General features: G+C 57.3%; 15 protein-coding genes. 6 read left to right on the top strand and 9 right to left on the bottom strand.

Features of this window, described 5'->3' with window-relative positions:
* From VGM48_RS09130 to VGM48_RS09105, 6 genes are all read right to left on the bottom strand, one after another.
* Positions 1 to 722 (bottom strand): SAM-dependent chlorinase/fluorinase (locus VGM48_RS09130; RefSeq protein ID WP_331578246.1); only part of this gene is annotated, 722 nt, incomplete at its 3' end.
* A 5-nt stretch (positions 723 to 727) separates the two neighbouring features.
* A complete protein-coding gene (locus tag VGM48_RS09125; RefSeq protein ID WP_331578244.1) occupies positions 728 to 1537 on the bottom strand; it encodes an SDR family oxidoreductase in 810 nt (269 codons plus the stop codon).
* Between the two features lie 34 nt (positions 1538 to 1571).
* Entirely contained in the window at positions 1572 to 2060 is a 489-nt protein-coding gene (locus VGM48_RS09120) for a DinB family protein (RefSeq protein ID WP_331578242.1), read from the bottom strand.
* Positions 2061 to 2110: 50 nt separating this feature from the next.
* Positions 2111 to 2926: an OmpA family protein gene (locus tag VGM48_RS09115; protein WP_331578240.1), complete on the bottom strand. Its 816-nt coding sequence runs from the start codon at positions 2924 to 2926 to the stop codon at positions 2111 to 2113.
* Positions 2927 to 3023: 97 nt separating this feature from the next.
* Complete coding sequence (locus VGM48_RS09110; protein ID WP_331578238.1) at positions 3024 to 3917, bottom strand: hypothetical protein; 894 nt, start codon at positions 3915 to 3917, stop codon at positions 3024 to 3026.
* Positions 3918 to 3953: 36 nt separating this feature from the next.
* On the bottom strand, positions 3954 to 4937 hold the full coding sequence (locus tag VGM48_RS09105; protein ID WP_331578236.1) for a phytanoyl-CoA dioxygenase family protein: 984 nt from the start codon (positions 4935 to 4937) through the stop codon (positions 3954 to 3956).
* Between the two features lie 120 nt (positions 4938 to 5057).
* On the opposite strand from VGM48_RS09105, the gene VGM48_RS09100 reads away from it, so the two are divergent.
* Positions 5058 to 5915 carry an AraC family transcriptional regulator gene (locus VGM48_RS09100; RefSeq protein ID WP_331578235.1) on the top strand — a complete coding sequence of 286 codons (858 nt, stop codon included), beginning with the start codon at positions 5058 to 5060 and terminating at the stop codon, positions 5913 to 5915.
* On the opposite strand, the gene VGM48_RS09095 is transcribed toward VGM48_RS09100, so the two are convergent.
* On the bottom strand, positions 5900 to 8554 hold the full coding sequence (locus VGM48_RS09095) for a glycoside hydrolase family 2 protein (protein WP_331578234.1): 2655 nt from the start codon (positions 8552 to 8554) through the stop codon (positions 5900 to 5902). The genes VGM48_RS09100 and VGM48_RS09095 overlap by 16 nt on opposite strands.
* A 103-nt stretch (positions 8555 to 8657) precedes the next feature.
* Between VGM48_RS09095 and VGM48_RS09090 the strand changes: the two genes are divergently transcribed.
* Positions 8658 to 10166: a hypothetical protein gene (locus VGM48_RS09090; protein ID WP_331578233.1), complete on the top strand. Its 1509-nt coding sequence runs from the start codon at positions 8658 to 8660 to the stop codon at positions 10164 to 10166.
* A 1-nt stretch (position 10167) separates the two neighbouring features.
* Here the strand turns inward: VGM48_RS09090 and VGM48_RS09085 are convergent, their stop codons facing one another.
* Positions 10168 to 11073 carry a glycosyl hydrolase gene (locus VGM48_RS09085; RefSeq protein WP_331578232.1) on the bottom strand — a complete coding sequence of 302 codons (906 nt, stop codon included), beginning with the start codon at positions 11071 to 11073 and terminating at the stop codon, positions 10168 to 10170.
* A gap of 9 nt (positions 11074 to 11082) precedes the next feature.
* Between VGM48_RS09085 and VGM48_RS09080 the strand changes: the two genes are divergently transcribed.
* Positions 11083 to 12609, top strand: coding sequence for an O-antigen ligase family protein (locus VGM48_RS09080; protein ID WP_331578231.1), 1527 nt, complete (start codon positions 11083 to 11085; stop codon positions 12607 to 12609).
* Here VGM48_RS09080 and VGM48_RS09075 read toward each other — a convergent pair.
* Positions 12548 to 14947: an ABC transporter permease gene (locus tag VGM48_RS09075; protein WP_331578230.1), complete on the bottom strand. Its 2400-nt coding sequence runs from the start codon at positions 14945 to 14947 to the stop codon at positions 12548 to 12550. The two genes, VGM48_RS09080 and VGM48_RS09075, sit on opposite strands and share 62 nt — an antisense overlap.
* A 120-nt stretch (positions 14948 to 15067) precedes the next feature.
* On the opposite strand from VGM48_RS09075, the gene VGM48_RS09070 reads away from it, so the two are divergent.
* The 3 genes from VGM48_RS09070 to VGM48_RS09060 are packed head-to-tail and all read left to right on the top strand — an operon-like array spanning position 15068 to position 19215.
* On the top strand, positions 15068 to 17497 hold the full coding sequence (locus tag VGM48_RS09070) for an ABC transporter permease (protein WP_331578229.1): 2430 nt from the start codon (positions 15068 to 15070) through the stop codon (positions 17495 to 17497).
* A 24-nt stretch (positions 17498 to 17521) separates the two neighbouring features.
* On the top strand, positions 17522 to 18103 hold the full coding sequence (gene pnuC, locus VGM48_RS09065; RefSeq protein WP_331578228.1) for a nicotinamide riboside transporter PnuC: 582 nt from the start codon (positions 17522 to 17524) through the stop codon (positions 18101 to 18103).
* Entirely contained in the window at positions 18100 to 19215 is a 1116-nt protein-coding gene (locus VGM48_RS09060) for an acyl-CoA dehydrogenase (RefSeq protein WP_331578227.1), read from the top strand. Before pnuC ends, VGM48_RS09060 begins: the two co-directional genes overlap by 4 nt.
* The last annotated feature ends 11 nt before the right edge of the window (positions 19216 to 19226 follow it).

Raw genomic sequence — 19226 nt, 5'->3', positions numbered from 1 at the left:
GCGTTGCCTTTCTGGATGGCGATCTCGAGGTAGCCGGCGGAGTTGAAGATGGCCAGTTTTTCGCCTTCGCCGACATCGGCGTAGGTCTCGCTGATCTTGTCGATCGTCTCGTCGCGTTTGAAGACGATGCGAAACCCGCGGCCTCTGCGCTGTTCTTCAAACTGTTCGCGGGTGATATTGACGATGACGTTCTCGAAGTGATCGATAAAGATGATCTGTCCTTCGATCCAATTGTCGCCATAAACGGGGCGGAGATGGTTTTTCTCGGTGAATCCGGCGTCGGGGGTGCCGATAGAGAGAAGACCGGCGCCACCTGTCAGCTGCTGGATGGCCTGGCCCATGACGCGGATACAGTAAAGGGTATTCTTGACGGCCATCTTGTCGAGCGGGAGGCCGATGACCATTTCCGGCCGGCCTTCGACGATCATGGAGAGCAGGCCGTTGTCTGCACAAAGCAGGTATTGTTCCTTATGAAAGGCCAGCAGGAGCTGGTCGGGTTTCTTTTCGAAGAGATTGACCAGGATGATATGATAGGTAAACGGGGGAAAATGGCGGATGGCGTTACGGCAGACATAGGCGGCCTGCGGGTAGTTGAACGGGGACAGTTCATGAGAGATGTCCACCAGTTGAAAGGCGGGATCCTGTTGCAGCAGCTGGCCTTTTATAGCCCCAATGAGATAGTCTTTATGACCGATATCAGATGTCAGGGTGATTAGGGCCATGCCGGTTATTTAACGAACTCCCCCTTCTTATTATAATAGTGTTTATAGGTGAGCCTATCGGCCAGGGAGGGCGCCATTTTGTTGAGGAGAACGGTGACTTTGCCGAGCAGGGTGAGCACCAGGGTTCGTTTCCGGCGCTGGATCGCTTTGAGGATATGCCGGGCACATTCTTCCGCGGTCATCAGGCCGCCTTCGTTGAGGATGGTCTCGCCGCGGGCGACGCCGTGTGAGTCGAGCGCCGCGAGGCGGATATTGGAAGCCGTGAAACCGGGGCAGACCCACATGACATGAACACCGCTGTGGAGGAGTTCGGTACGGAGTGACTCCAGCCAGCCCTGCAGGGCAAATTTGGATGCAGAATAAGCGCTTCGGCCGGGCAGGCCGCGGTATCCGGCGGTGGAGGAAACCCCGACGATCGCGCCCTTGTTGGCGAGTATCGAGGGAAGTGCATATTTGGTACAGTAGACCGCCCCGAGGAAGTTGATCTCCATGACCTTTTTTGTGACGTTGAGATCGCAGTCCGTAAACAGCGCACGCATGGAGATCCCGGCATTGTTGATTAGGATATCGATGCGGCCAAAGGTATCGATGGTCGATTCGATGAATTGACGACATTCCTCATCGTTGCTGACATCGCAGGCCACGGCATGGAGCATGACGCGGGCATATTCCATCTGCAGCTTATAGATCTTGTCATGGCTGCGCCCGCAGGTTGCCACTCTGGCGCCAAGCGGGATCAGGGCTTCGATCAGGGCTTTGCCGATGCCGTCGCTGCCACCGGTGATGACGACTACTTTATCCTGGAAGAAAGACATGGATGTCTGCGTTGTTTATGGATGCAAATCTACCTTATTTTTTGTACCAAACGAGCTGGCCCAGATGATACTGTACGTGGCCGGCGCGGTTGATCACGACGGATAGCCGGTTGCGGTGCGGTTCCTTTGCGAAGTCCTCGTCGGAAACGGCGGTATGTTTCTGCAGCCATTCTTCGGGTGACCAACTACGAAACTGTTCGGTGAGGCCGGTGTTGACCTTGTTCCAGGCGTCACGCAGTTCGTGAACGGCCGGGTACGCGGCTTCCGGGTTATCGGGATTGGTCAGGAAGAGATCGTCGAGATGCGGATAAAGGCGATCGCCGAGGGACAGCAGGGGAAACATCCGGTCATGCACGGCGGCCAGGTGGCCCAGCAGATAGATGACGCGGTTCTTGCCCGGAAGGATGGGTTGAAGCAGTTCTTCATCACTGCATTTGTCGAAGAAACCGGTGGCCCTTTTGATGGATTGTTCCCAGGCGAGCAGACCGGTTGTGACGAAAAGATCTTGTTGAATGGTATTCATAGATGCAAGATAGATAAAAAAGCCCCTGCTGTGCAGGGGCCTGGATGAGTTTATTCGGGAGTCGGCCCTGATTCGAGGAGCCGGTACAGTTCGTCGAGTTTCGGGGAGAGGATGATCTCGGTGCGGCGGTTGAGGGCGCGGCCTTCGGGCGTGCTGTTCGGCTGGACGGGATCGTACTGGCTGTGACCGGAGGCGACGATGCGTATCGGGTCAACCTGGTAGTCCGTGGTCAGGATGCGAACGATTGCCGTGCTGCGGGCGACACTGAGGGCCCAGTTGTCGGGATAGCGACCGTGAATGGGAACGGAGTCGGTATGGCCTTCGATGTCGACGGTGATATCGGGGTTGGTATTGAGGACGGTGGCCAGTTTGCCAAGCGCCTCTTTACCCTTGGGGTTGACGGTAGCGCTGCCGGAGGGGAACAGGAGGTTCTCGGAAAGGCTCACATATACCTTCCCGTTTTTTATGGCCACGGAGAGATCGCTGGAGTTAAAGCCGACGAGGGCATCGGTCATCTTCTTACGGATATCCTGGATGGCGCGTTTTTGCTGATCCATCAGGGCTTGCAGCTGCGCGAGGCGGCGGCGTTGTTCGGCGATCTGTTCCTTGCTTTGGTTGAGCTGGTTCTGGGTGAGACCGGATTGGTTTTGGAGATCGCTGATCTTTGTGTTCAAATCCCCAATTTGTTGTTTTAATTGCCCAATGGTGGCTTCATGCTGAGCGACCTGCTGGGCGAGGCGGGAGCTGTCGGCCCGGACGGAGGCAAGAGCCGCTTCGGAGGCCTTCCAACGGCGGGTCGGGACGCAACTAGCTAAAAATAAAGTGGTTGTGGCGGCGAGAGCCAAGAGGTGAAGGACTTTTTTCATACATGTAGATTATTGTGAAACAATGTGTAGTTACAACCCTTGTTTAACAATGATCGGGCCATGCGGACCTTCGTGCAATACCGGTGGAAAACCTGTTTTAGAATGGTTTAGGTGCAGTCCCCGCGGAGTGGCCGCGGGCAAGTTGAACGACCTGCCAGGTCTGGGTCGATCGGAAAAGTTGTTTCCTGCCGCCACCGCCACCGCCGATGAGCGAGCCGGTGCCGATAGAGATCCCGATGCCGCCGCCGCTGCCAAAGGAGCCGAAGCCAAGACCGCCGCCTACGCCGATCTCAGGGCCGCCTCCACCACCGCCACGGGGAACGCGGGCATCGGGGGGAAGGCCTTCGATGAAGATGCCGACGGCGACGCTGTTGGCGGCATAGGAAGCCGACGGATTATGATTGGGGTAGAGTGTCGGGAGCGGGATGGCGGCTTCGTAGATCAGATCGCCTTCGTTGCTATAATCCATGCGCATCTTTACGCCCTGCGGGTTGTCGTCGTTGCCGTAGGAAAAGGTGCCGGCGGTGTCGCGGGTAAAGCCGTAGAGGGCGTAGTCTTTTTTGTCTTCGAGGGTGACCGGCTTGTTATTCTTATAGCGGTCGGGCTGTGCTTCTTCCATGATCTGGCGGTCGCGGTCGACGCGCGCCTCGAGGGGATAGCCGATGCCGACGGAGCCGGATTCGCTTTTATCCGCTTTTGTGTTGACCCAGATGGTCATGCCGCCCTGGATGATCTTTTGTTGTTGCTGCGGGTTTTTTGTTTCGAGAAGGATATAGAGATATTGATCGTCGTTGGTGACGGAGTAGGTTAGCTTCTCCGAGGAAATGCCATAGGGAAGTGGTCTTGTCCAGTCTTTATCGCTGCCGTCGATGGTGAGGGGCAGGCGTTGCCAGTTGTCGGTGCCCGGGTCGGGGCTGGTGGCCTGGCGGGAGGAGCCGCAGGATGCAAGGGCAAGAGTGGTTATGATGAGCGCGGGGATCTTCATATGCATATATACAAAGATACCCGCGCTTTTGTTAAAGAAGCGTTACCAGCGGTCAAGCCCGAGCAGTTTGCGGCCGAGGGGCGAGAGTTCGGCGGTGCTGTAGCGGGTTTGCTCCCAGTTGCGCGGGTCGCCGGGGAACGCATAGCCTTCGGGGGCGATCCTGTCGTGCCAGGAGCGGATACGCCAGTCGCGCAGCGGCCCGTTGTCCTCTTCGGCGGGCATCATCGAGATATATTGCGCGATGCGGACCTTGTCCTGGCTGAGGTTGGGGCGGATGCCATGCGGCTGGCTGCTGTTGAAGATCAGCAGGTCGCCGGCTTCGAGTTTTACTTTGACCAGTTGGAAACCTGTTGTATCGGGTTTGAAGTGGTCGCGGTCTTCGGGTTGGGAGAGCTTCCAGGTGTCATAAGTCTGGAACAGTTCGGGGATACACTGGAATCCGCCCATGTTCTCGTCGGTCTGGTCGGCGAGGGCAAGGACACCCTGTACGTTTTGCGGCTTTGTTTCCGGATCGTAGTCCCAGTGGATAAAACCTTTGTATTCGAAACCGGGCCGGAGGGGGAAATTGAGGTTGGCGCGATCGATGGTGACCCAGAGCTTTTCGGTGCCCCAGATATCGGCGAAGGCTGCATGGACGCGGGGCATCTGGCGGTTGTTCCAGAGTTGTTGATTATTATAGACCTCGACCATGCCGGTATTGGTCAGCTCTTTCATCTGCATCTCGGCGCGGGGCGGGGTGTACCAGGTGGCGGGGTCACCGGCCTGTTTCTCTTCGAATTCCCAAAGAAAGCGGGCCGTTTCGGTGACCTGGTCACGGGATACGGCCTGTTTCACGATGACATAGCCGTTGTGCTGCCAGAACTCCCAGTCGGCTTCGCTGAGGACTCTCAGCGGGGGGCCATCGAGGGTCCGGCGGAGGCGGATCTTGCTGCTGGTGGCGGTGGAGGGGTTGCCGGGGATATCCTTGTGAGCATTATCGGGGATCGTGGGAGCCATGGTTGCGTTGACGGTAGGTGTCTTTTGCATATGAGGTGTTGTTTTGACGATGTAAAGGTCCGGCCCCGTGGATGGGGCGGCAACCCCGTGGATGACCATTTTTTGCTCTGTATTGACCGATTTTGAGGGGTTTTTGCCTAATTTCAGTTTATGAAGGTTCAACGGGAGATCGTGACACCGGGTGAAGGCCAGAGCTTCCGGCTCTTTTCGCCGAGTCTGCGGGACCATTTTTACTGGCATTATCATCCCGAGTATGAATTAGTGTACGTGGAGGCGACGGCCGGGATCCGGCATGTCGGACTTCATGTCTCCAGTTATGTGGAGAGCGACCTGGTACTGATCGGCCCGAATATCCCGCATCTTAATTTTGATTACGGACTGAAGACGGAGTATCACCAGGTGGTGGTGCAGTTGAAAGCCGATTTTCTGGGCGACGCGTTGCTGCATACGCCGGAGTTATCGGGTGTCGAGCGGCTTTTTGCGCGGGCGGCGTTTGGGCTGTCTTTTGGCGGGGCGGTCAAGCAGCGGGTAGGTGAGGAATTGAAGGCGATGTTCGGGCTGGGGCACTTCGAACAGCTGGTGGCCTTGCTGCGCATCTTTTACGAACTGGCGGATGAACGGGCGGATGTCGTGCAGCTAAACGAGGAGCCCACCGGGGTGAAGAGTATGTTGACGGATAAGATCCGGATGTCGTCGGTGTATGAATATATCCATCAGCGTTATGACAATGGCCCCGATGTCAACGAGGTGGCGTCGCAGGTGCATCTGAGCACGGCGGCGTTTTGCCGGTATTTCAAGCGGCAGACGCGGATGACGTTCACGGATTTTGTGAATCAATACCGTATCGGGCAGGCCAAGACGTTGTTGTTACAGGGCCGCTCGGTGACGGAGGTGGCGTTTGATGTCGGCCTGGAGAGTATTTCCTATTTTAATAAGTTGTTTCGAAAGCACGAGGGGATGAATCCATCGGATTTCAAGAAACGCTACCGCGATCACTTCACGGGGTAGGTCTTTTCTTCGAGATTCCAGCCGCGCACCGACACGAGTGGCGTCACGCCGGGTTTGGGCGTGTAGTCCAGCGTGATGGTTTTGGATTCGCCGGGCAATACAGACACATAGTTGTCGCTATAAAAGACCGGGAGCAGGCGTTGCTTTGTGGCGGGATCGACGAGGGATAGCCGGTTGAAGAAGGCGACGGGGCCGCCGGCGGGGTTCTTCAGGGTGACGGTGATGCGGGCCGGGGCGGTGGTTGTGGCGGCCGCCTGCCGGGTGCGGTTGGCGGTTACGACAAGACCGGAGGCGGGCATATGCTGAAGACCGCTATACATCCCTGTGGAATCAGGAAGCCAATATAAGTCATCACTGACGATCTTTTGATTGACGTCGAGAAGCCGCAGGGAGAGGAAGATGCCTTCTTTGCTGCGCAGCCGGTCGAGTTGATGGCCGATGGGCAGATAGTTCTTTGCGAGGGTGGGCCCGACCTCGAAGAATTGCTGGCTGTGGCTCAGGGTTTTTCCGTTCATATCGAGGACCTGTACCTGCATCATGAGATCGCGAACGGTGCGGAAAGTATTGTTGGCGATCATGGTCATGCCGGTGACGGGGTCATACATGATGTGCAGCGGCTGGCTTCCGGTGTGCAGGCCATAGAGACAGGCGTTGGGGTCGAGATAATAATCGTACATCTGGCCGCGGAGGGCGGTCCAGGGATTTTGTGTTTTCCAGATGATGGTACCCGTGTACCATTCCCACATATGGGCGCTGAACCCTTCCATGAGGGCGCGGTACTGGTCGTAGTTGACCAGTTGGGCTTTCTCGGCGAAGTCGCGGAGGTCTTTTATGGGACCATAAGCGTATACCGAGGAGTCGTAGCCGATGTATTTGTGGTAAGTCCAGAGTGGGTCTGCGGTTGCTTCGCCATCTTTTCCCTTGCCGTGATAAACGGGGGCGACGAGATGATCGGCGGGGATAAAGCGTTGCAGGGATTCGTAGTCACCCGTGCCGACCGAGCCTATTTCGGAGTTGAAGGGGTAGGTTCTTTTGCCCCAGAAGGCCTTTATATCCTGGATGCCATAGGGGCCGTCGCCGTTGCCGCCGAAATTATTGAAGGACATGCTGTCCGAATTGGAGTAGTCGATGAAGGTGCGGGTGCCGTCGAGGTCGGGGATGATGGAATCCTTAAGGGCCCGGAAAATGTCTTCGGGCGGGGTGATTTCGTTGCCGCCGCACCAGAAGGCGAGCGAGGGATGGTTGCGCAGCAGTTTTACCTGGTCGCCGGCGGAGGCGATGAAGAGACCGTGGTCATCGGGATATTTTTTGCGGGTCCACTGATCTTCTTTTTTCATCGGGTCTTCCCAGCGGCCATTGCAGTCACCGGAGTTCCAGAAGTCCTGGAAGACGAGGAGGCCATAGCGGTCGCAGGCGTCATAGAACTCGGGGCGTTCGGTCAGGGCGCCGCCCCAGACGCGGATGAGGTTGAGGTTCATGTCGCGGTGGAAGCGGACTTCGGCGTCATAGCGTTCGGGGCTGAGGCGGAGCAGTTCGTCGGAGACGATGTAGTTGCCGCCTTTTATGAAAATCTTTTGGCCGTTGACGGTGAGTTCGCTGGAGTGCGTGGTCGTGTTCCAGACAGTGGCGAGTTGGCGGACGCCGAAGTCGAGGGGGACGGAATCGGCGCCGATGGTAAGGGTCGCATGATAGAGTTCCTGCGTTCCATAGCCGTTTGGCCACCAGAGCCGCGGATGGTTGATAATATGGAAGGGGAGATTGATCTCTTTTGTGACACCAGGAGGCAGTTTAATATCGGCCGAGGTGGTTTCGCCGTCGAGCACATAGGAGAGAACGCCTTTGACGGAGTCGGCGCTGGTATTTTCGAGTTCGGCGCTGACGCGGACTACGGCGGGAGCTTGTTGCGCGGCGGGGACATCGGGGAAACGGATTCCGGATACCTCGGTGACGATATGCGGGTTGCGGATGCGAATCGCTCCGCTGCGGTGGATGGTCACTTTATCCCAGATGCCGGTGTTGCGGTCGCGGATGGGTTGGATCCAATCCCAGCCGGCGACGTACTGATGGGTGACGTTGCGGGCGATCTCACCGTCGCCGCCCTGGCCGCCATTGGGGTTGCCGACGGGATCGGGGGGATAGACGAGAATGGCGAGACGGTTGTCGCCGTTGGGGGCAAGCGCCTTTGTGATGTTATACGATTGGCGCAGGTACATGCCATAGTGGGTCCGCTCGTTCAGCTTGTGGCCATTGAGGAAGACCTCGCAGGAGTAGTTGACGCCGCGGAGGTCAAGCCATACCTGGTCCTGCCCTTTGGGCTCTTTGAAGTTTTTTACGAACCAGTAGGTATAGTGGTCACGGCCGGTGGTATAGATATCGGGGATCTTTTGGTTGTTGAGTCCGAAGAAGGGATCGGGTTCGAGTTTGTTGTTGATGAGCGTTGTCAGGACGGTGCCCGGGACGGTAGCGTCGAGCCACTTGTTGACGGGATAGCCGGATTGGGAGATCTTCTCGCCGGAAGCATGAACGTCGCCGATCGCCTGGCATTTCCAGCCGGTATTCAGTTCGTACTCATTTTGGGCATAGAGAAGGCTCGAAACCGCGAGCAGGAGGGCCGTCAGCAAGGGGTATTTTCTCATCATGGCGTAAAACTACAGGTTGATTTGTTTAGCACAAAAGATAACGGGGAATTTAAACAAAAGGGCCTTATTTTCGGTGTGCGTATCGCAAGCATCGCACTAACCTATGAGCTTTGGAACCTTGAAAGGCCTTCTCAGAGACGACCGCCGGCTTCGGGGGGTATTGCTGGCTTCGCTTCTCGTCCAGCTGATACTCTGTCTGACGGCAGTGGGCATCTATCATCCCGATCAGCATTTTCAGATCATCGAATTTTCTTCGTGGCAATTGCACCGGCCATCGGCGGCGCCCCGGGTCTGGGAGTTTGCGGCGCATCTGCGACCGACGATACAGGTGTATCTTTTCTCGGGATACTCGTCGTTTTGTGGGGCGCTGGGACTGCACGACCCGTATCTGCAATTGGGTTTGTTGCGGTTGCTTTTTGGGCTTGCGCTTTTTGTACTGTACAACAGCATCTGTCTTTATTATTTTCAGCGGGACCGGCGGGTGCTGGTCTATGTATTGCTGATCCTTAATTTCTCCTGGCTTCTTCCGTATACCCGAACGCTGTTCAGCAGCGAGATGCTTTCCTCTTTTTTGTTCTTTGGGGGCTTGTTCCTGTATGATGTCTCCCCGCGCAGTGGCGCCCGCGGATGGTGGGTCGCGCTGCTGACCGGGTTTTTGTTCAGCCTGGCCTTTTATGCGCGGTTTCAGACGGCATTCGCCCTCGTGGGATTTGGCATTTGGATGTTGCTGATGCCGGCGGAACGGCGGCTGATCCTGCCCGTTGTCCTGGGAGGGGTGGCCGGCGCGGTTTTGAATACGGCACTGGATGCAGGGTTTTACCATGAATGGGTGTTTACCCCCTATACCTACTATAAAGTGAACATCATCGAAGGCAAGGCGGCCTCGATGGGTACCGCTTCCTTCCTGCTGTATGCCGGGGTTTTGGCAGCGGTGATCGTCACGCCGCCGCTGAGTCTTGTGTTGCTGTATACCGGGTTCCGAACGGCGTTGCTGCGGCGGCTCCGACACCCGCTGACGCTTGCGGTGCTATTGTTTATTGTGGGGCATTGTCTTGTCGCGCATAAGGAAGAACGGTTTCTTTTTCCGGTGTTGAATGTGTTGCCGGTGTTCGTCGGTTGGGGGCTGGCCGGGCTTATCGATTGGTGGTGGCGGCAGGGGAGTGCGATGCGCCGGTGGTTCAACGGGCTTGTCGTTTTCAGTGTGGCGTTGAATTTGTTTTTGCTGGGGGTGCTGTTGTTTACGCCGTATTCGCAGGCCCTCTATTTTACTTCATTGCTGAAGCGGGAATTCGGCGGCAGGCCGGTGACGATCTCGTCGGTCGGACGGACGCCTTTCGAGACGGAGCATCATTTGCCGTTCGTGTTTTACCGGCAGGCGGTGCCGGAGATCCAATTCCGGCGACTGGGGCCGGGGGATTCGGTGCGATTGGTCACAGGCGAGTACGTTGCGGGCACCTATGATCAGTTGAAGGGCCAGTTGGGATGGCTGGACAGTATGGGTTACCGACGGGTGTTTTGTTCGTCGCGGCTGTTGTGGGGGATCGATAGTTTTTTAGATGCGCGGGGGGTGAATACGATCAATGATATTTGGGTGTTATATCGGAAGGAGTGAGCTAGGGTTTGATTGCCGTATTGGCCTGGTAGGCGGCATACCATTGGCCGAGCGCGGTGAGTTTGCCGTCGGTGCCGATGAGCGCGGAGGGCCAGAGGGCGGCGCTGGTGGGGTCGCCGGAGAACCAGGAATAGCGTTGGACGTAAGGGAGGGCGTCGAGTTTGGGTAACAGCCGTTGCATGAAGCCGAGCGCATCGGCTGCGGTGTAATGGTTGGTGGCGGTGGTGGTGGCGTTCCAGTCGGCAGTGGCGAATTCCGTTATCCAGATGGGAAGATGATATTTGTTGTACACGGTCTGCAGCGTCTGGACAAAGCTGTTGTCATCGGTGCCGACATACATATGCACGCAGATAAAGTCTACGCGCTTTTTTTCGGCGATGACCGAATCCATAAAATCATAAAACCATTGCAGGGTGGGCCAGGAAGCGGCGGGGCTGCCGAGGGGCAGGCCGAGACTCTCCAGCTTCGGCCAGAAGGCGAGGGCCTGTGAGACGGTCATATTGGCCTGATCGGAGCGATCGGGTTCGTTGAAGCCGAGGACATATTTTACCTGTCCCTGCGCCTTCGATTGTTGAATGGCGGCGATATTCGCGTCCGTCATATTGCCCGAGCCCCAGAACATCGACACGAAATCGCAGTTCTGCGGTGTGGGGACCGGTACGAGGGTGCCCCAGGTATAATACCAGAATGCTTTCAGATTTACCACATTCGATTCGTAGGTGCCGTATTGGGTATAGACATTGAAATCGGCGCCCTTTTTTGTGCTGGTACCGGGCGCCACGGGAGTAGCCGGTGCAGCCGTGTCGCCGCCGCCTTCCCCCCGGGACTGCGAGCTGGGGGAATTCTTCTTACAGCTGATAAACAACAGCATGAAAACCAGGCATGACGAAAGGAAGCATCGGGCCATCCTTTTGACATGCAAGATTGGTGCCAATGCGGGGTTCCGCGGAAGACGGGGGTGGAGAAATGGTGGCCGGCAGGAGGGGGTTTCGCAGGTGGAGCGCCGGAGAATGCGGGCCCGCCGGCGGGGGATTCGGGAAAACTCTTCGCTGCGGGGAGGGAAGAGGCAACTTTTATCCCTTGCCGGTACGTATACTATGCAGAAACCTTTCATCATCCAGGCGTGTTCGCGAAACTGCGGTTATATATGAACGAGAACAGGCACATCCCCTTTTTACAAAAGAAGCCGGTCTTCCTGCTGATCCTGGCGATCGTTGCGACTACGCTATTATCCTGGTTCAATCTTAACAGTATTCTGATCATCCTGCTGCTTGTCTGGCGTTTGGCCTACGGGGGCAGGCCGCTGGCGGCCATCCGGACGGCGTTTACCAACCGGTTCTTCCTCGCCTATTTCTCCCTGTTTGCGATCGAAGTGCTGGGGATGCTCTACACGCATGACATTTATACGGCATACAAGCATGTGGAAAGCAAGGCGACCCTTGTGGCGATCCCGTTTGTCTTTTGCGCCGGGGAGCCCATCGACCGGAAGGGTTTCCTGCAGCTGCTGCGGGGATATTGTCTGCTGCTTGCGGGGATCTGCGGGTTTTGTCTGGCGGTGGCGGTGTGGCAGTACCGGCAAACGGGCGATGCGGGACTTTTCTTTTATCATGCCCTGACGGAGGTCATCGGGGTCAACGCGGTATTTTTTTCGGGGTACGTGTTCGTCGCGCAGCTTTACCTCCTGAGTCCGGAAGGAAAAGGAAAGCTGCGAATGGCGTTGACGATCTTTTTTACCGTGATGATGGTGTTGCTTGCGTCGAAGCTGATGCTGATCCTGCAGGCGATCGTTTTCCTCGTTTACCTAAGGGGTTGGAGCCGGGTGAAGCTGAAGACGAGTCAGTTTGTGGGTCTTGCGTTGCTGGTCATTGGCGGTACGGGCACGCTGGCCGTTACCCGAAATCCGGTGGGGGACCGTTACCAGGACATCATGCATGACGATCTGCGTTATGCCGGTAAACACCATGTTCCGCTGCACGCGGTTTTCAACGGGGTGTCGCTACGGTTGCTGATCTGGCAGTTTGCCGAAGAGATCCTCAACGAGCGGCGGGCCTGGGCCATCGGGGTAACCTCGGGCGACAGCCAGGACCTGCTGAACCGGAAATACCTGACGGCGAACATGAGCCGGGGTTTTCTAAGCTACAACTTTCACAACCAGTATATCGAGGTCCTGGTCCGCAGCGGGGTGGCCGGGTTTTGCATTTTCCTGGCGGCCATCGCCCTGCTGGTAGAGCTGGCCCGAAGGACGGGGACGAAGGAAGGATGGTTTATCCTTGCGATGCAGCTCCTGCTGATGTCAACGGAGTCGACGCTGGAGATGCAGCATTCGCTGTTCCTTTTCTGTTTTTTTCCCTTGCTCTTCCGGTATGAGGTCCAGCGCGCGCCTATTCTGTTTTCAGACTTCTGGCGGGGTTCATGGTCGCGGCCCGAAGTGCATGGTAGCTGACGGTCCCGAAAGCGAGCAGCACGACACCCGCGCCGGCCAGGGGGAAGATCCAGACGTGCACCGGGATGCGATAGGCAAATCCCTCCAGCCATTGATTGGCGGCGAGCCAGGCCAGGGGGCTGGCGATCACGATCGCGAGCAGGACCATCCACAGGAACGAGCGGCTTATCAGCAGACAGATATTAAAGAGGTCGGCGCCGAGCACTTTTCGGATGCCGATCTCTTTTGTGCGTTGCACCGTGCTGATCGCCGCCAGCCCGAAGAGGCCGAGACAGGCCAGGACGATGGCGAGGGTGGAGAATACGGTGAATATCGTGGCGGTACGCTGTTCCGTCACATACAGCTTGTTGAAGTCCTCGTCGAGGAAATGGTATTCGAAGGGGCGTTGGGCGATGTATTTTTTCCAGGTGGCCTGCAGCCCTTCGATCAGCCCGGTGAGGTTGCCGCTGCCGATGCGAAGCAGAAGACACTGTAGCTGGGCGGTATCGGCATAAATGAGGATCGGACCGATGGGCTGGTGCATCGAGGCAAAATGAAAATCCTTTACCACACCGCGGATCTCGCCGTTCTGGCCATAGCGGACGATCTTTTTTCCGATGGCCTGTTCGGGTGTCCAGCCAATCTTTTTTGCTGTGGTCTCGTTGATGATGAACGACAGCGTCTGGTTTTTTTCCGCGTCCAGCGGCCGGTTGGCAGGCAGATCGGCCGGGGTGAGATCCGTGCCGGCGATCAGCTGCATATTCATCGTCTTTACAAAACCCAGGTCGGAGGGGATGCAATTGACGGGGAACCGCAGCGGGCCGCTGCCGTTATCAGCGGAAAGCATATCCATCCAGCCGACGGAGGTGGGTGCGCTGCTGGAACCGGTAATCTCCTGTACGCCCGGAAGGGTGCTCATGGCTGTCTTCAGGGCCGTGTATTGCGGCATATCCCGCCAGTTGACGGGGACTACGAGGACGTGATCGCGATCATAGCCCAGGTCCTTGTTGCGGATGTAGTGCATCTGCTGAAGGATGATCGTCGTCGCGATAATGAGAAACAGCGAGATGACGAACTGGGCGACGATGAGTGTCCGGCGCAGACCGGTGTTGCCGCCGGCGACCCGGAAGCCGGAGCGGAGGATCGTTATCAGCCGGGTCCCGGAGAGGAGCAGGGCGGGATAGGCGCCAGCCAGGAACCCGATCAGCAGGGCGGCCCCGAGGATCGAAAGCAGCGTCACCGGTTGGAGTACATCGGCGGCCGACAGGTGTTTCCCGGCCAGCTGGTTGAAGAAGGGCAGGAGCTGGATGCTGAGTACGAGGGCCAGGACGAGCGCCAGGGCCGTCAGCAGCAGCGATTCACCGGCGAACTGAGTAAACAGCTGCCCTCTTGCCGCCCCCAACACCTTACGGACGCCGATCTCGCCTGTCCGGTTGGCGGACTGCGCGATAGTGAGATTGGTATAGTTGAAACAGGCGACCACGAGGATAAGTATTCCGATCGCAAGCAGGATATACAGCGTGGTGACGCTGCCATTGGGCTCGAGTCCCGGGAGTGGCGAGTGCAGATGGACGCGGAGCAGCGGTTCGAGATGGTAAGCGAGATAGTCCTTTCCTTTCAGATCGGCTTGCGCTTTCACGGCCGGAGTTTGCATATAGGCGTTGATCTGCCGTTCGAGCCCGGCACGGCTGTCGGCCCTGTTCAGCAGGAAATAGGTGTACCAGTTGGCGCTGAACCAATCTTCCTTTGCCGCCTGGGGAAGCCTCGTGAAATCGGTGACGAAGTCGAACTGGATCTGGGAGTTGCCGGGTGGGTCTTTCAGCACGCCGGCGATGGCGTAGTTAGTGGTGTATTCGACCCGGAGGGTTTTGCCGATGACGTCTGTTGTACCGAAATACTTCAATGCGGCGCGGCGGGTGATCATCAACTGGCCGGGGTTGGCCAGGCTATGCGGGTTGCCCGAGAGCAGGGGGAAGGAAAAGACGGAGAAGAAGGCGGTATCGGCGTAGAGGAATTGGGGCTCCTTGAAGGATTTATCGCCCACGCCGATCATCCGGGTCGCTTTGTAGGTGCGCACATATTCCCGGACTTCCGGGAAGCTGCGTTTCAACTGGGGGCCGACTTTTGTGCCGGTTACGGCCGTTGTCGAAGTCCGGCCGGCGGAGCCGTACTCCATGGTAGCCCGCACGATACGCGGGGCCTGGGTATGGAAGGTATCATAGCTGAGTTCGTCGGTGATGAACAGGCCGATGAGGATGCAGCTGCTGAGGCCGACCGTAAGGCCGAGGATGTTGATGAGCGTAAAGCTTTTTTGCCGGATCAGCTGGCGGACGGTGAGTTTTAAGAAATTGCGGAACATAAGGCGAGTTGATGTTTTGCCCCCGGAGGGTAATCAAATGTAACGATCCGGGGCAAGATTTGTAACAACAGATGCAACATTTGTCCGGACAAACGCGTCTCTTGGGGCAAACCGGTCAATATGTTCAGAAATTACTTTGTTATCGCCTGGCGTAATATCCTTAAAAGCAAGTGGTACTCCCTCATCAACACCCTTGGGTTGTCGATCGGGATGGCCGTTGCCCTGCTGATCGGGCTTTGGATCTGGGACGAGGTGTCCTTTGACCATTATTACCCCAACCATTCGCAGATCGCGCAGGTGATGACGACGCAGACCTTCAACGGGAATACCGGTACGGGTCAGGCCGTGAGCCTGCCGGTGGCGCCGGAGCTGCGCACCAAATATGGCGCCGATCTGCCAAAAGTATCGCGGACCAGCTGGAATTTCCAACATATCCTGGCGGTGAATGACAAGAAGATAACGGAGAACGGGATGTTTGTAGAACCGGACTTTGCCCAGATCGTGCCGCTCCGGATGCAACGGGGAACGGCGAAAGCGCTGGCTGACCCCAGTTCGATCCTGGTGTGCCAGACCCTGGCCAGGACATTATTCGGCACGGAGGACGTCGTAGGAAAGACGGTCCGGATGGATAATAAGGTGGAGATGAGGGTAGCCGGAGTATTCCAGGACCCGCCCCGCAATTCCTCGTTTTACGACACGAAATGTCTGATATCGTGGGCTCAGTATGTCGCCCAGAATGACTGGATCAAGCGGAACGAAAGTCATTGGGGAAACCACTCCTGGCAGACTTTTGTACTGATCGCGCCGAATACGACGGCAGACAAGGTGACGGCCAAGATAAAGGATATCGCCAAGCCGCATAATAAGGATGGGGACGAACACCTGGTGTTGCAGCCGATGGATAATTTTCATTTGTACAGCGATTTTACGAATGGGAAGGTTACGGGCGGGCGGATAAAATTCGTTTGGCTTTTTGGGATCATCGGGGCCTTTGTGTTGCTGCTGGCCTGTATCAATTTCATGAATCTCTCTACGGCGCGGAGTGAGAAGCGGGCCAAGGAAGTGGGGATCCGCAAGACCGTGGGTTCGTTGCGTGGACAGCTGATCGGACAATTCCTTTGTGAATCGGTTGTAGTAGCGTTGCTGGCCCTGGTGTTCGCGCTTGTCTGGGTGCTGATCTCGCTGCCTTTTTTCAATACGCTTGCGGATAAGGATATGCACCTGCCCTGGGCGCAGCCCCTGTTCTGGCTCATGGTGGTAGGGTTCACCCTTTTCACCGGTCTGGTCGCGGGGAGCTATCCGGCGTTCTATCTTTCGGGTTTTGAGCCTATCCGGGTGCTGAAGGGTACGTTCCGGGTTGGGAAATATGCTTCTTTGCCGCGGCAGGTACTGGTGGTTGTCCAGTTCACCGTGTCGGTGGCGCTGATCATCGGGACCATCCTGGTCTTCGAGCAGATAAATTATGCCCGCAGCCGGCCGGTGGGTTATAGCCGGGAGGGGCTGATCTCGATCAATATGACCACGCCGGAGATCTACGGCCATTATGATGTCATGCGGGCCGATCTGTTGCGGACGGGCGCGGTGGTGGATATGTCGGAGTCTTCGAGTCCGGTGACGAGTATTTATTCCAACCAGATCGGTTTTAGCTGGAAGGGAAAGGACCCGACTACCACGCCCCTGTTCGGGATCGTCGCCTGTACGCATGATTTCGGGCGGACGATGGGCTGGAAGATCAGGGAGGGCCGCGATTATTCGCGGCAGTTTGTCACCGATAGCGGCGCGACTGTCGCGGCGGGTATCGCGGGGCATCCCGACTCGGTGGTAAAATATGGCGGGGCGCTGATCCTGAACGAAGCCGCGGTGAAACTGACGGGGCTGAAGCACGTGGTAGGGGAGATCTTCCAGTGGAATGATCAGCCGCATACCGTGATCGGGGTCGTAAAAGATATGGTGATGGAATCGCCGTATCAGCCGATCAAGCCGACGATCTTTTTTCTGGATTACGGGTGGACGCAGGTGATCACGGTCCGGCTGAGTCCGACGATGACGACAAAGTCGGCGCTGGCGGCGATCGAGCCCATCTTTAAACGATACAATCCCGGGAGCTCGTTTGAATACCAGTTTGTGGATGAGGAATATGCCAAGAAGTTTGATGATGAAAAGCGGATCGGCAGTCTGGCGACCGTCTTTGCGATCCTGGCTGTCTTTATCTCCTGTCTGGGATTGTTTGGGCTGGCTTCTTTTGTGGCGGAGCAGCGGACAAAGGAGATCGGGGTGCGGAAGGTGCTTGGCGCTTCGCTTTTCCATGTCTGGCGGATGCTGTCCAAGGACTTTGTGATGCTGGTAGTGATCTCCTGTTTCATCGCCATCCCGATCTCCTGGTATTTCCTGCATCAGTGGCTGCAGCAGTATGAATACCGGGCGCCGATCTCCTGGTGGGTCTTTGCCTTGTCGGGTGTGGGTGCGTTGGTGATCACGTTGCTGACGGTGAGCTGGCAGGCGATCAGGGCGGGGCTGTTGAATCCTGTAAAAAGTCTCCGAACGGAATAGCGGGAATTGGTATCTTCGTCCGCTATGGACATACAAGGGCTGATAGGCCTGCTGCAATGGACGGCTGTTGTGTTCGGAGTGGCGGAGGTGCTGCTGGCCTGGAAGAATAAGATCCTGCTTTACCCTGCCGGTATCGTGAGCACGGTGCTGACGATCTATATCTATGCCGCGTCGAAACTTTATGCGGAGTCGGTTCTCAACGGATATTATTTTGCGATGAGTGTCTATGGCTGGTGGCATTGGCATAAGCGGAAGAACGAGCCGCCGCTGCCGATCGCGCGGACAAGCCGGGGGGAATGGCGCATTTCGGCCGTCATTATTGCCGGCGGGTTTGTGATCCAGTACCTGTTGTTAAAGCATTATACGGACTCCACCGTCCCGGCCTGGGATGCGTGGGTAAGCGCAACTGCCTGGGCCGGTACCTGGCTGCTGGCGCGGCGCAAGATCGAGAACTGGGTGTTGCTGAATGTCTCCAATTTGTTTGCGGTACCTTTGTTGTTTTATAAGCATCTGCCGCTTTTTGCGGGGCTGACGATTGTTTTGTTCATCGTAGCCTGCTTTGGGTATTTCGATTGGCTCAAACGTTATAAAGCTCAGCCGCTATGACCTTCTTATCTTCTCCTGACTCTTTTTTACCCGATGGGGCAACCGGACTTATCCGGGAACATGCCGCCGCCGCCGAACAGGGGCGGGATCTGCATCCGGCGGTGCTGGAGCTGATCTACCGGGAGGGCTGGTTCCGGCTGCTGGTGCCGCAGCGATGGGGCGGACGGGCCCTGCCTTTGCCGCAGTTGGTGCGGCTGGAGGAGGGGCTTGCGTTTGCCGATGGCGCCGTTGGGTGGACGGTGACGCTTTGCAGCGGCGCCGGCTGGTTTGCCGGGTTCTTCCCCGGCGGCGGGCCATCTGACGAGGACGGCTTCGACCAACTTTTTGCCGACGAGCGGTTGTGCATTGCCGGTAGTGGATCGCCTTCGGGTGAGGCGCGGGTCGTCGAGGGCGGTTATCACGTGAGCGGTCGATGGAGCTATGCTTCGGGGGTTGGCCATGCCACGGCGTATACGGCCAATTGCGTGGTGTGGAAGGATGGAGCGCCGTTGCCGGGACCGGATGGTCAGCCGGTGGTGCGGCCTTTTCTGTTCCTGCCCGGCGAAGTGCGGGTCCATGATGACTGGAAGGCGATGGGGCTTGTGGCGACGGGGAGTCATGGGTTTTCGGTGGAGGGTTTGGTTGTACCTGCGGAGCGAATGTTTGTGATCGAAGCCGCGGCTGCCACGGATGCGAACGTCCTGTACCGATATCCTTTTCTGACGCTGGCGGAGGTCACGCTGGCCGCCAATCTTTCGGGCATGGGGCTGCATTTTCTTGACTGCTGCGCGGAGATTTTTGCCCTGCGGGCGAAGTCGGGCCGGGTGTCGCCTGGGGCGGCGGCGGAGATGGAGCGGTTGCTGGCGGCTGCGCGATCGGACATGGGCGCTATGAGGGGTGAATTCTACCGGGCGCTCGACCGGAGCTGGGCTGCGTTGGAGAAGGGAACGGATGCGCCGGGATTGTACGGCATCGCCGGAAGCATCAGCCATGAGCTGGTCGCAAAGGTCCGAGAGTGGGTGGGGCGGCTCTATCCCTATGCGGGGCTTGGCGCCGCGCGGGTGGATACGGCCATCAACCGGGTATGGCGGGACCTGAATACGGCAGGGCAGCATCCGCTGCTGGTCTTTTGACGAAGTTTGCG

Source organism: Puia sp., assembly GCF_036500295.1.
Taxonomy (GTDB): Bacteria; Bacteroidota; Bacteroidia; order Chitinophagales; family Chitinophagaceae; genus Puia.
This window is presented reverse-complemented; position numbering and strand designations above follow the sequence as displayed.

Bases quoted from the DNA above. Each gene is read 5' to 3' on its own strand.
- VGM48_RS09125 (WP_331578244.1), bottom strand. From the start codon at position 1,537: ATGTCTTTCTTCCAGGATAAAGTAGTCGTCATCACCGGTGGCAGCGAC.
- VGM48_RS09120 (WP_331578242.1), bottom strand. From the start codon at position 2,060: ATGAATACCATTCAACAAGATCTTTTCGTCACAACCGGTCTGCTCGCC.
- VGM48_RS09115 (WP_331578240.1), bottom strand. From the start codon at position 2,926: ATGAAAAAAGTCCTTCACCTCTTGGCTCTCGCCGCCACAACCACTTTA.
- VGM48_RS09110 (WP_331578238.1), bottom strand. From the start codon at position 3,917: ATGCATATGAAGATCCCCGCGCTCATCATAACCACTCTTGCCCTTGCA.
- VGM48_RS09105 (WP_331578236.1), bottom strand. From the start codon at position 4,937: ATGCAAAAGACACCTACCGTCAACGCAACCATGGCTCCCACGATCCCC.
- VGM48_RS09100 (WP_331578235.1), top strand. From the start codon at position 5,058: ATGAAGGTTCAACGGGAGATCGTGACACCGGGTGAAGGCCAGAGCTTC.
- VGM48_RS09095 (WP_331578234.1), bottom strand. From the start codon at position 8,554: ATGATGAGAAAATACCCCTTGCTGACGGCCCTCCTGCTCGCGGTTTCG.
- VGM48_RS09090 (WP_331578233.1), top strand. From the start codon at position 8,658: ATGAGCTTTGGAACCTTGAAAGGCCTTCTCAGAGACGACCGCCGGCTT.
- VGM48_RS09085 (WP_331578232.1), bottom strand. From the start codon at position 11,073: ATGGCCCGATGCTTCCTTTCGTCATGCCTGGTTTTCATGCTGTTGTTT.
- VGM48_RS09080 (WP_331578231.1), top strand. From the start codon at position 11,083: ATGCAAGATTGGTGCCAATGCGGGGTTCCGCGGAAGACGGGGGTGGAG.
- VGM48_RS09075 (WP_331578230.1), bottom strand. From the start codon at position 14,947: ATGTTCCGCAATTTCTTAAAACTCACCGTCCGCCAGCTGATCCGGCAA.
- VGM48_RS09070 (WP_331578229.1), top strand. From the start codon at position 15,068: ATGTTCAGAAATTACTTTGTTATCGCCTGGCGTAATATCCTTAAAAGC.
- pnuC (WP_331578228.1), top strand. From the start codon at position 17,522: ATGGACATACAAGGGCTGATAGGCCTGCTGCAATGGACGGCTGTTGTG.
- VGM48_RS09060 (WP_331578227.1), top strand. From the start codon at position 18,100: ATGACCTTCTTATCTTCTCCTGACTCTTTTTTACCCGATGGGGCAACC.